Consider the following 12,425-nt stretch of genomic DNA (forward strand, 5'->3'; position numbering starts at 1 on the left):
ATGGCATCATTTAACGAAATCATAAAGAAAAATACAATGGTTCTGGTGGACTTTTCAGCCACTTGGTGTGGACCTTGTCAAATGCTTGCACCTATTCTTAAAGAGGTAAAGGATGAGATGGGGGATGAACTAAGTGTTTTAAAGATCGACGTAGATAAAAATCAAGCAGTGGCAGCGAAATTTCATGTCCAGGGTGTTCCTACTCTGATTCTATACAAACAGGGGAATCAGGTTTGGAGACAGAGTGGCTTACAAAGTAAACACGATTTGATTAAAATAATTAAACAGTTTGCTTAACAATTAGGATAGCGGACTGAGACAGTTTTAAAAAGCGAATAAAGGCGTTATGCGGATGAGGTAGCGATTTTGGACCTGTTTACCCACTAAGTTAATCCTTTGCTTATACTACTTAGAATAAAAAAGTCGAATTAATCAATATTCGAGGTTTCATTAGGCGAATCATCCAAGAGCTTTAATATTAATTTATCAATACGGTGTCCATCCATGTCCAAAACCTCAAAATTCATATTTTTATAGATAACCTGATCACCTTCTACAGGAATATGGTCCAGCAATAAAAAAACTAAGCCAGCTACAGTAGTTAAATTTCCTATTTCATCCTCATCCTCTTCCGAGAGAACGATTTTAAAAACGTCCATAAAATCGTCTAACTGATAACTACCATCTATTACAAAGGAGCCATCTTCCCGTTTCCTAATGGTCTTTTTCTCCTTACTCTCAGCGGATTCAAATCCACCAACGAGTGAAGCTACAATGTCGGTCATCGTGATTATACCTTGTGGACTTCCATATTCATCCACAACTGCTGCCTGTAAAACCTTAGCCGTTTTTAGAGTCTGTAAAACATTATATGCATTTGTATTTTCGTTGACAAAAGGTATGGGCTGGACTAATTTATTTAAATCCATCTCGTTGTTACTGAGATATTCTTTAAACAGGGTCTTAATGTGCACTAAACCAATTACATGGTCAAAATTGCCATTACAGATTGGGTATTCGGTATGTTCATCAGAAAGAATAAATTTTTTGTTTTCTTCAAAAGAACTTTGAATATCCAAGTAGATAATCTTGCTTCTATGAATCATTAAATTTATTGCTTTCTTATCCCCCAGACTCAAGACCCTATCGACCATATCATGTTCAAATCCTTCAATAGCACCACTATCTACCCCTTCGTCTACTAAGGCTTTAATCTCCTCCTCAGTTACAGCATTATGATTTATTTTGATATTAAATAATCGCACTATAAAATCTGTAGACTTACTAAGTAACCAAACGAAAGGTTTGACGATCACACTTAAAACTGACATGGGAACAGCAATAAAGGATGCAAACTTTTCTGGAATTGCCATTCCAATTCGTTTTGGAACAAGTTCTCCAATAACCAAGGATAAATAGGTAATAATTAATACGACTAAAATAACAGAGATTTGCGATGAATAGGGGGTTAATAGGTCTATTTTATTTAATTGTTCCTCAATAAATATTGAAATAGTTCCTCCTGAAAAAAAACCAGTTAAAATACCAATTAATGTGATTCCGATTTGGACGGTAGATAGAAAATTATTTGGATTTTCTTTTAATTCTAAGGCAGCTTTAGCACCATTATTTTTTTCACTTGCAGACTGTAATCGTGCTTTTCGACTTGAGACAATTGCAATTTCTGATGCAGAAAGGATTCCGTTAATAATAATGAGGATGAGAATTATAAAAATTTCCGTGACCATATATTGGGCTATTCGCTTTAGAGATGTTCCAAATTACAAAATTTTCCAAAGAATTACGCGAATTATGTCGAATTTAATTCTTGAATCTCGTGCAACCGATTGATTTGAAAAAATATTTTATTTATTGATAGGATATATAGATATTGCATTTGTATACATGAGATTATGAATAGAAAAGTGAAGTGATGTCAACCAAAGAAACTGAAAGTAGCCTGCAATCGGCAAAAAAATTCAAATTAGAAGGAGAAGTGCTAAATGTAATACCGTTTGGATCGGGCCATATAAACGATACATTTAAAATCACAACCAATTCAAATGATAATAATTTATACCTGCTGCAACGGATAAATCATCTGATTTTTCCAGATGTAGAGGGTTTAATGAAGAATATTGAAACTGTTTGTAATCACCTCAAGCAAAAAATCGCGCATTTAGGTCGTAACGAAGTGATGAAGAGAACAATGACCTTAGTACAAACATATACAGGCGATAATTATTATCAAGATCCAAATGGAAATTATTGGAGAATGTTTATCTATATCCCTGAAACCCGTAGTTACGATATATTGGAAACCACTGACCAGGCATTTTCTGGAGGAATGGCATTTGGTCAGTTCCAAAAACAATTGAGTGATTTGGATCCAAAAAATATTGTTGAAATTTTACCCAATTTCCACAATATTGAATTTCGATTAGACAATTTAAAGGCTGCTATCCAAAAAGATTCTGTTGGACGTGTCAAAGACGTAAAAGATTTACTAGACTACATTTTTCAAAGGGAAGAAAAAATGAGGACAATTTTGGAATTAGGTCGTTCTAATGTACTTCCATTGAGGATAACTCATAATGACACCAAATTCAATAATGTTTTGTTGGATAAGGATGATAAGGTTCAGTGCGTTATTGATTTAGATACAGTTATGCCGGGATATGTTGCCTATGATTTTGGTGATGCGATTCGTACCATTATTAATTCTTCAGCAGAGGATGAAAAAGACACCTCAAAAATTACCCTTAATATTCCTCTATTTCAATCTTTTACCTCCGGTTATCTTTCCGAGGCTAGAGACTTTTTGACAGAGGCGGAAATAGACTCATTGATTTATGCTGTGCATTTATTACCATATATGCAGGCCGTCCGTTTTTTAACGGATTATATAGATGGTGACACGTATTATAAAATTAGTTATCCGGAGCATAATCTGATTAGAACAAAATCGCAATTGAAACTGGTTAATGAATTAGAGATAAATCATGAAATACTAACAACTATTTTGGAAGAGAACCTAACATCTAATTAAAATGAAGATTTTGGAGATTCGTGAACTCGTTTTAAATACGCGTGAAAAAGATTATTGGACTCTATCAAATGCTATGGCAGATTTGAATTGGAATAGTATTCAAGAATCTACATGGGATAAGGAGTATCCTTATTCACCAAAAGCAGAATTTCAAATGGGTTATGACGCATCACATATATACCTGCATTATTCTATTCAGGAAGATTTTGTGAAGGGTGAATATATCCGGCCAAATGAAAATGTTTGGGAGGATAGTTGTGTAGAATTCTTTATATCCTTTGACGAGAGAAAGACATATTTTAATTTAGAGTTTAACATCTTAGGTACTGGCTTAATCGGATATGGTCCTGCAAGAAAGTCAGATCGATCCAGACTTTCAGCAGCCGAAATTTTGAGCGTACAGACTTTTACAAATATAAAATCGGTTAATGGACACAAGAAGTGGCAAGAAATACTAGTTATTCCGACTACGCTATTTTCAATGGGAGAGCATTCTTTAAAGGATAGTAAGGCCCATGCAAATTTTTATAAATGTGGGGACGGATTGCCTAATCCACATTTTATTTCCTGGAGTAAAATTGACTATCCATCCCCAAATTTCCATTTACCAGAATTTTTTGGCGAAATAAGATTTATTTAAGACACCAGGTATTAAATAAATCTTTCAGTCCATTCTCTGAACGCTCTAATATATTCCTTCAAAAAACCTTGTGTATCTTTATCTACTAATTCACCTTGTTCATTGAAAATGCCAGCTACGTTCCCCAAATAAGCCTCTATTTGTGGCATTATTGGTACATTGACAAAAACTAAAGCCTGTCTTAAATGATGATTCGCACCAAAACCACTAATTGCACCAATAGATGAACTTATTATTCCTCCAGGTTTCCCATTCCAATAATTCTTTCCATATGGTCTTGAAACTACATCAACCGCATTTTTTAAAACACCTGGTATGGATCTATTATATTCAGGTGTGATAAATAAGACGGCATCTAATTGACTAACCTCTTCCCTGATTTTAGTGTAGCTTGCCGGAGGATTCCCGTTATCAAAATCTTCGTTATATAAGGGAAGATCTCCAATCTCTATTATCGAGAACTGATAATCATCTGGGGCAATAGTTAAGAGGTGATTAGCGATTTTTCTATTATATGATTCTTTCCTTAAACTACCTACAAATAGCCCTACTTTTTTACTTGTCATAATTCTTGCTTTTTTAAGGTATAACAAATTTTAAAATAAATTGTTAGAATTTAAATTCAGCAAACAGCTTAAAAGTTTTATTGGCAATATTTTTTTAAAGATTTTAACACCCTAATTTACAGTAGGAAATATTGTTGGATAGAACTGTTTATTAAAGTAAATCGATTTAATTTTCGTATTTTGAATTAAATTTTAATGAGGCTATTAAAAGCTTCTTTCAGTTATTGACTTCATTTTTTAGAAAAATGTATAATCAATTCATAAAAGGTATTGGAATATTTATAATTGGTTTTGCACTTTACTTGGCGGGATCTTATGTGCACGCTCAAGATGAAAGAAAGAATCGCTTTTCAATTGTTCATCTTCCAGATGACAAATGCGTTAACGTCTTTTTGGATGAGAATCTCTTTACTTCTTATCTATATGCTGATAGCTTGAAGAAGCCGATTCTATTTCCTTTAAAAACAATTAAAGGTCATCAACTTACGCGCGGATGGCCGATTGAACCTAGGGCTACTGAACGAACTGATCATCCACATCAAATGGGATTATGGTTTAACTATGGCGATGTTAATGGATTAGATTTCTGGAATAATTCCACAAAGATACCTCTGGAAAAGAGAATGAACTATGGCGAAATTATTCATGCTAAAGTAAATTCATTTCAGTCCTCAGCTGATTCAGCCTTCTTAGAGGTTGGCAAATATTGGCTGACCCCAATAGGTGATACTTTAATTCTTGAAAACAGCCGTTATGTGTTTGAAGTCCTCGATAATAATACAACGGCAATTGAAGTCCACATTTCGCTTAAAGCGTTAAAAGACGTCTCTTTCAAAGACAATAAAGAGGGATTGCTTGCTTTGCGAGTGGCCAGAGAACTTGAACAGCCTTTCGAACAGGCTACTACGTTCACGGATGAACGTGGAATCTCACTTTCTAAGCCACGAATAGACAATAACGGAGTTACAGGAAATTATCTGAGCAGTGAAGGTAAAAAAGGTGACGCAGTTTTCGGTACACGAGCAAGGTGGGTAAGCCTTAATGGTGTAATTGATACTGATAAAGTATCTATTTTAATTTTAGATCATCCGGATAACGTTGGATATCCGACCTATTGGTTTGCGAGAGGATACGGACTTTTTGCTGCAAATCCACTTGGACAGAAATTTTTTAGTAAAGGTAAAGAAGAACTAAATTACCGACTTTTAAAAGGACAGTCTGTGAAGTTTAAGTATAAAGTGGTAATTGTTTGCGGCAATTATCCGAAAACTTTAGACATTGAACGAATGGCTGAAGTTTTCAGAAAAGAATAAAGTTAACTAACATCGACAAAAATTAAATCTAGATATTTTACTCAATCTATCACCGGCTATTTGATTTTTTTAACCTTATTTACCAAAGCCAAAATTATTTGAAAATTGCATGTATGAATGTGGTTTTCTATACTCCATCCAAAATAATCATTAACAGATTCTGCTATTTTTTTTAAAAAGCTAAACGCATTTAGAATATTTGTTTTAATGGATTTGTTGAACATTTTGATCCGTCCTAGATTCATGCTCCTCCGATTTAATCTCAAAAACAATTATCAACTTTTCATGCGCTATTTTAAGATAAATTTTCTTTAATAATTCTTTATTATTAAAAAAATTTAATAAATACATATAGTTAATTAAATTTTTTTAATAACTTTAACTTGATAAACAATTATCATAGTTTTAACCTCAACCGACTGAAATAATTGATTGAATCAAATTTGTTTCAACAAATTAATTGGTAATTAACTAAATCTAAATTATGTCTTATTATTCTAATTCCAGGTATTGGATAGCAAATCGCTTGAAAGTACTCATGTCTCTAGGGATAATTAATCTAGCTTATGCTCATCAAGCTTATGCAATTCGTCCAATAGAGAATTCTCCTTTCGAGATCCAACAAATTGTAAGTGGCCGTGTTTTAAACGAACAAGGAAAACCCTTAGAAGGGGTTAGTGTTTCTTTGACTTCCTCCGAGGTCTCGGTTTCAACTGATGCGAAAGGATCTTATGCAATTGCAGCAGGCAGCCATGGGCAATTGCGGTTTACATTTATTGGCTATAAAGAACTTGTTGTTGAAATTTCCTCCAAAACTACCATAGATGTCGTTTTGAAGGAGGACATTTCTGCTTTAGATGAATTGGTCGTAGTGGGGATGGGGAAACAGAAGAAAGCAAGCGTTATTGGAGCAATATCCACGGTTAAGATGGAAGATCTCCAAGTACCTTCTCGATCTTTAACGAACGCTCTAGCAGGAAAGATGGCAGGCGCTGTTGTTGTGCAACGAAGTGGAGAGCTTGGCCGTGACAACGGAGGAATTTGGATTCGTGGTATATCTACATTTAGTGCGAATCGTTCTCCACTTATCTTAGTTGATGGTGTTGAGCGTGATATGCAAGACATTTCGGTAGAAGAAATTGAATCAGTTTCTATACTTAAAGACGCTTCGGCAACAGCTGTCTACGGTGTTCGAGCAGCGAATGGTGTTGTTATTGTTACTACTAGAAGAGGTAAGGTACAAAAACCCGCTATCGATTTTGTAGCGGAAAGCGGTCTCTCAGACCTGCCTAATTTGCCCGAATTTATTGATGGTACCGATTATGCAATGCTTTATAATGAAGCGTTAGGTAAAGAAAACTATAGTCCTGAATACATTGAAAATGTTAAAAACGGTTCGGATCCTTATTTATATCCTAATGTTAATTGGTATAATGAAATTTATAAAAAATATTCAAACAACAACCAAGCAAATTTAAATATACGAGGAGGGGGGGAGATTGCAAGATATTTCGTAGGAGTCGGGTATATTAATGAGTCTGGCAATTATCGGGATAATCCAGAAAATGACTACCGGTCAAACATGAAACTTCAGCGATATAACTTTCGTTCCAATGTAGATATTTCGTTAACTAAAACTACGGAGATCGGTTTGGAGGTAAGCGGTAGCTTGACAGATCTTCATACCCCGGGAGTTGGTGGCCAAATATACTCATCCTATTATACGCCTGCACAAACATTGTTTTATTGGTCTTCTCTGGCAACTCCGATTTCAAATCCTGTACGATTACCAATTGGCAGAGATCTCCAAGGTAATGAGATATGGGGTTGGGGTGCCCCGACTCAAGTTGGAGAGGACAACCCAGTTGAACGATTAATGGGTTCTGGTTATAATACCGAATTTAGAAATCAATTTATGAGTCAAATCTCACTAAACCAAAATCTTGATAAGGTATTACCTGGATTGTCTTTTCGGTTTGCATTCTCGTTTGATGCCTATAACCAGACTGAGATTCAAAGACGAAAATTTTCACCAACTTGGGGAATTCAAGGCCGAGATGAGGCGAGTGGAGAACTCATAATTAAGGAGGTAACCCAAGGTCAACAAACATTAGATTATTCTAGAAATTTGGTAACTAATCGTGCGAAAGAACTCAAGAGTCAATTTAATTATGCTAAGTCTTTCGGAGTAAATAATGTTACTGCTATGATCATGTATTATCAGCGGGATTATATTGATGGAAATGCAGCTTCATCAATACTTGCCTTGCCTTATCGAAGACAAGGAATTGCATTTCGCACGACTTATGATTTTAATAACCGATACTTTGCAGAATTTAACGTCGGTTACAATGGTTCTGAGAACTTTCCTAAAGAAAACCGCTTTGGCTGGTTTCCAGCAATGGCAGCAGGTGTGATTCTATCGAATGAGAGTTATTGGGATAATTTAAGAAATACAATTAACCTATTCAAGATCAGGGGGTCTGTTGGACTCGTTGGATCCGAGGCGCTTCCAAATGGAAATCGATATGGCTATCTCTCAGTATATGGCAATGGATTAGGAGGATACACCTTTGGGGAAACTGGAATAGGGTATGCTGGGACTGGAGAAGATAGAATAGGAGTTACGGATTTGACTTGGGAAAAAGGACTAAAACAAAATATTGGTCTGGAACTAGGGTTTTGGAATGACCTGGTTAAGTTCGAGGCTGACTATTTTTATGAGAAACGTACCGATATTTTGCTTCAGAGGGCCTCACTTCCTTCGTTTTCGGGATTCAATTCTGCTCCGTTTGCTAATATGGGAAGAATGATTAATCGTGGAGTGGATGGAACTTTAGAGGTAAATAAGCGTCTAGAGAATGGAGGTTTCAGGGTTTATGGAAATTTTACCTATGCAAGAGACAAAATCTTGGAGCAAGACGAGGCGATGAAAAACTATGGGTATAGAATGCGAACTGGTCATAAATTTGGGCAACAATTTGGCTTGGTTGCTCTAGGTTTGTTTGCTAATGAAGATGAGATTGCAAATAGTCCAACCCAGACATTTGGCGTGGTTCGTCCGGGAGATGTTAAATTCAATGATACCAATGGAGATGAACAGATCACTATAGACGATGAGGTCGCGATTGGATACTCAAATTTACCGGAAATTAACTATGGATTTGGTTTTCAAGTCGATTTTAAAGGATTTGATTTGGGGATGTTTTTTAGGGGACAATCGAGGGTTTCTTATGCATTGGGAGGAGCTTATATACCATTCAATCAAGGGGTCGGTAAAGGAAATATTTTTACGGAAGCTTTAGACCGATGGACGCAAGATAATCCTAATCCGAATGCATTATACCCGAGAATCTTTAATGGTACCTCAGCAAATAACTGGCAATCTTCTACAAGAACATTGTACGACGGTAGCTTCTTACGCCTTTCAGAAGCTGAATTGGGATATACTTTCAGATCGGATTGGTTGCAAAGAGCGAAGATAAGCAAGCTTAGACTCTATGTGCTATCGCATAATTTAGCCACTTTTTCAACTTGGAAACTTTGGGATCCGGAAACTGGATCAAATCAGGGTATGAACTATCCATTACAACGCAAATTCAATTTTGGTTTAAGAGCCTCTTTTTAACTTAAAAATATGAAAAAAATAATTATTACAATTATAGCAGCTCCGGTTCTTTTGTTTTATGGCTGCAAAGATTTCCTTGAGAAACAACCCGATGATATGAAAACGGATGCTATGATTTGGAGCACACGATTAGAAACTGAGAAGTTTCTGTATAATGTATATTCACAAATACCATCTCAAAATTTCCATCAAGATGATCCCTGGTTAGGTGTTTCTGATGAGGTAGACTTGACTTGGAATGTTTACTCGACATATAATATTAATTTAGGAAACTGGACGACTGTATCAAACTTTTATTTAAAGTGGCCAAACTGGTATAAGGCTATTCGCGCAAGTTATGTATTTGAACAGAATGTAGATAAAAACCCTCAGTTGAGCGATGATCTAAAAAGGCAATACAAGGCAGAAGTGAAATTTTTAAGAGGTTACTATTATTGGCTTTTACTAAGACAATATGGGCCAGTAGTATTAATTGATAAACTGGCGCCTTTAAATGAACCATGGAGAGATTATGAACGGTCTCATTATGATGATTGTGTTGATTACATTGTTTCTTGCCTGGATGAATCCTATGTTGATTTACCAATGCATTACCAGAGTGATAAGCAATGGTTAGGAAAACCAACTAAATTTGCTGCAAAAGCCGTCAAAGCGGAAGTTTTGCTTATGGCTGCAAGTCCACAATGGAATGGTAATTTACTGTATGCAGATTTTAAAAATAAGGATGGTAGTCCACTGACTTCTCAAACATATGATGCGAATAAATGGAAAAGAGCAGCTGATGCAGCAATAGACTTAATCAACTTAGCTGAATCTACTCCTGAGGCAAATGTTCGTCTTTACAAAAATAATGAAAACGGAGACGGTACTGTATTCAATCCTTACAAATCCGTGCGGGATTTACATATCAAGAAATGGAATTGTGAGATCCTTTGGGGAAAAGCGGGTTTGGACGTGAACGCTTGGGAGTTACATACTTCTCCTGGTCCAAATAATTTAGGAGGAGTCGGTCCAACTCAACGCGCAGTTGATGCATTTTTTATGAAAAATGGTAAAACAATTGAGGATCCAACTTCAAATTATGTAGAAGATGGTTTTGCCATTACTGGCGGTGATGAATGGAATCCAACAAACTTAGATGTTGCTGCTGACCGTGTTAAAATGATTGAACTCATTAGAAGCGGAGAAGCCTGGGGGCATTGGCCTGGGGATTGGAATATGTTTGCAAATCGTGAACCACGTTTTTATGCATCAGTGTTGTATAACAAACGAATTATACCCCAATTGCCAAGCGATGTTGCCAAGCGAGATTACTACTCTACGAACAATAACACAGTTAAGCAAGCCGACGGCTATGGCCGTGTAGAATTTTATTACGGCGGAACCTCAAGACAATCTGGCTCCTACACATTCTATCCTCAAACTGGTTATTTGGTGTTAAAAAATGTTGATCCATTAAGTAATCTCCGTGACAGGCAATATGTTAGTGCTGGTCGGCATCAAACGTTCATTCGTTATGCGACGATATTATTAAATTATATTGAGGCGATGAATGAATTTAATCCAGCTGATCCGAACATTAAAAAATACTGGGATATGATTCGTGAACGAGCTGGAATTCCTTCCATATACTCTGTTTATCCAGAAATTAAAGGAGATAAAGAAAAACAAAGGGAATATATTCTTCACGAACGGCAAGTAGAATTAGCGTTTGAAGGTGATCGCTACTTTACAACCAGAAGGCGCTTGTTGTCTAATACACCAGACGATGGCAACCCTCGACGTAAATTTGGTGAGGGAGGAAAGTTCTATGGTCTTGATGTATATGCAGGAACACCCTCAACGAATAGTTTTGCTACAAAGGAGTTCTATAAGGTAGTTCCCTTCGAAACGCGTGTTTTTAGTAACAAAATGAATCTTTTTCCTATTCCACAATCTGAACTTGATAAGGCTCCTTTACTCGTTCAAAATCCAGGTTGGTAAAAAAATAATATTATGAAATATATACTAATAATTTTAAACCTGATTTTCTGTCATCAGGGCTTTACACAGGAAAAATTTAACAGAACAGATATCGTTGACCTAGCTCTTATTTATCATGGCGGGATTCATCGTGCTCAATACAAATGGGATAAAGAGTTGTTTGAACCTTATGTATCCTATACAAATAAACAAAACCAGCAGAAATGGCTTTATGACGGATTTCTATTTCTTGAATTCAAAGATGGCAAAGGGCGTAATTACGCACCAGGTTATGAAAAGATGAACGCACGTAAAGTGGAATGGTCTTGGTTACTCGATCGTCACTTCGAAAAAAGAACTGCTTTTAATGCCTTAAATGATTTGATAGGACAGAAGAAGAAAGTTATGAAAGCTCCAAGCTTTAAGAAACATAAAGTGGTAATGGGTCTTCCTTCGGCTATCCATAAGCAAACTGACTGGGGAGAACTCAATGGCAAAATGTTAGATTTCAATTATAAGGACGATCGCTTAGAAGCGGTTAAATGGTATATCGATCAATTCATGACACGTTTCCAAAATGAAAAGTTTAAGAATTTAGAATTTTCGGGCTTCTATTGGGTTGATGAAGATGACCGTGATGGCAAAGGAATTACACAAGAAGTTGGAGATTATGTTCGTTCAAAGGGTTTGAAATTCTATTGGATTCCTTATTGGAGTGCATCTGGGAATACGAAATGGAAAGAAATGGGTTTTGATTTTGCGTGGCAACAACCCAACCATTTTTTTAATGCGAAAATTCCAGATTCTAGATTACAGCAGGCATGTGAACTAGCTGATGGAGCAAAAATGGGAATGGAGATGGAATTTGATGAATCTGCACTAGTTAATGCAAAGGATAGCAAAAGAGATCGCTTTGTTGCCTATATCGATGCGTTCAAGCGTAATGGAGTATTCGATCAATCTTCTATCGCGTATTATCAAGGTAGTGCCGCATTTTATAAACTAATCAAGTCAGCCGATCCAAGAGATCATGAGCTATACTATATGTTGGCAGATTTAATAGCGAAGAGAAAAGAAAAAAAAGAATACAGACGTCTAAAATCGAAATAATCCTCCTATTTAATAGAGTATCCTGTTTTGATCTAATGGATACTCTATTTTCTATGTCCATATTTTCATTATACTTTTTATCAATAGTAGAACCTTTACCGTGATTTAGTTAAAAAGTTTTCTAAACATTCTTTATAAAATCGCCCAATTGATAGCC

9 protein-coding genes are annotated in these 12,425 nt (G+C 35.9%); 7 read left to right on the forward strand and 2 right to left on the reverse strand.

Going from position 1 to position 12,425, the window contains the following annotated elements:
• A complete protein-coding gene (trxA, locus tag AC6CHH_RS02845; protein WP_498279522.1) occupies positions 1-297 on the forward strand; it encodes a thioredoxin in 297 nt (98 codons plus the stop codon).
• A 131-nt stretch (positions 298-428) separates the two neighbouring features.
• On the opposite strand, the gene AC6CHH_RS02850 is transcribed toward trxA, so the two are convergent.
• Positions 429-1,748, reverse strand: coding sequence for a hemolysin family protein (locus AC6CHH_RS02850; RefSeq protein ID WP_498279524.1), 1,320 nt, complete (start codon positions 1,746-1,748; stop codon positions 429-431).
• Between the two features lie 185 nt (positions 1,749-1,933).
• Between AC6CHH_RS02850 and AC6CHH_RS02855 the strand changes: the two genes are divergently transcribed.
• Both AC6CHH_RS02855 and AC6CHH_RS02860 read left to right on the forward strand, forming a co-directional pair.
• Positions 1,934-3,049, forward strand: a complete 1,116-nt coding sequence (locus AC6CHH_RS02855; protein ID WP_498279526.1) for a phosphotransferase enzyme family protein — start codon at positions 1,934-1,936, stop codon at positions 3,047-3,049.
• Between the two features lies 1 nt (position 3,050).
• Entirely contained in the window at positions 3,051-3,689 is a 639-nt protein-coding gene (locus AC6CHH_RS02860; protein WP_498279528.1) for a carbohydrate-binding family 9-like protein, read from the forward strand.
• 11 nt (positions 3,690-3,700) lie between these two features.
• Here AC6CHH_RS02860 and AC6CHH_RS02865 read toward each other — a convergent pair whose 3' ends face one another.
• Complete coding sequence (locus AC6CHH_RS02865) at positions 3,701-4,255, reverse strand: NADPH-dependent FMN reductase (RefSeq protein ID WP_498279530.1); 555 nt, start codon at positions 4,253-4,255, stop codon at positions 3,701-3,703.
• Between the two features lie 245 nt (positions 4,256-4,500).
• Here AC6CHH_RS02865 and AC6CHH_RS02870 point away from each other — a divergent pair, with 245 nt between their 5' ends.
• The 4 genes from AC6CHH_RS02870 (at position 4,501) to AC6CHH_RS02885 (ending at position 12,268) form a co-directional block, all read left to right on the forward strand.
• Positions 4,501-5,568, forward strand: coding sequence for a DUF6807 domain-containing protein (locus AC6CHH_RS02870; protein WP_498279532.1), 1,068 nt, complete (start codon positions 4,501-4,503; stop codon positions 5,566-5,568).
• 484 nt (positions 5,569-6,052) lie between these two features.
• Entirely contained in the window at positions 6,053-9,196 is a 3,144-nt protein-coding gene (locus AC6CHH_RS02875) for a SusC/RagA family TonB-linked outer membrane protein (protein WP_498279534.1), read from the forward strand.
• Positions 9,197-9,205: 9 nt separating this feature from the next.
• On the forward strand, positions 9,206-11,179 hold the full coding sequence (locus AC6CHH_RS02880; protein ID WP_498279536.1) for a RagB/SusD family nutrient uptake outer membrane protein: 1,974 nt from the start codon (positions 9,206-9,208) through the stop codon (positions 11,177-11,179).
• Between the two features lie 12 nt (positions 11,180-11,191).
• Positions 11,192-12,268: a DUF4855 domain-containing protein gene (locus AC6CHH_RS02885; protein ID WP_498279538.1), complete on the forward strand. Its 1,077-nt coding sequence runs from the start codon at positions 11,192-11,194 to the stop codon at positions 12,266-12,268.
• The last annotated feature ends 157 nt before the right edge of the window (positions 12,269-12,425 follow it).

The organism is Sphingobacterium sp. GQ94, from assembly GCF_059758715.1.

Bases quoted from the DNA above. Each gene is read 5' to 3' on its own strand.
- AC6CHH_RS02850 (WP_498279524.1), bottom strand. From the start codon at position 1,748: ATGGTCACGGAAATTTTTATAATTCTCATCCTCATTATTATTAACGGA.
- AC6CHH_RS02875 (WP_498279534.1), top strand. From the start codon at position 6,053: ATGTCTTATTATTCTAATTCCAGGTATTGGATAGCAAATCGCTTGAAA.
- AC6CHH_RS02870 (WP_498279532.1), top strand. From the start codon at position 4,501: ATGTATAATCAATTCATAAAAGGTATTGGAATATTTATAATTGGTTTT.
- AC6CHH_RS02880 (WP_498279536.1), top strand. From the start codon at position 9,206: ATGAAAAAAATAATTATTACAATTATAGCAGCTCCGGTTCTTTTGTTT.
- AC6CHH_RS02855 (WP_498279526.1), top strand. From the start codon at position 1,934: ATGTCAACCAAAGAAACTGAAAGTAGCCTGCAATCGGCAAAAAAATTC.
- trxA (WP_498279522.1), top strand. From the start codon at position 1: ATGGCATCATTTAACGAAATCATAAAGAAAAATACAATGGTTCTGGTG.
- AC6CHH_RS02885 (WP_498279538.1), top strand. From the start codon at position 11,192: ATGAAATATATACTAATAATTTTAAACCTGATTTTCTGTCATCAGGGC.
- AC6CHH_RS02865 (WP_498279530.1), bottom strand. From the start codon at position 4,255: ATGACAAGTAAAAAAGTAGGGCTATTTGTAGGTAGTTTAAGGAAAGAA.
- AC6CHH_RS02860 (WP_498279528.1), top strand. From the start codon at position 3,051: ATGAAGATTTTGGAGATTCGTGAACTCGTTTTAAATACGCGTGAAAAA.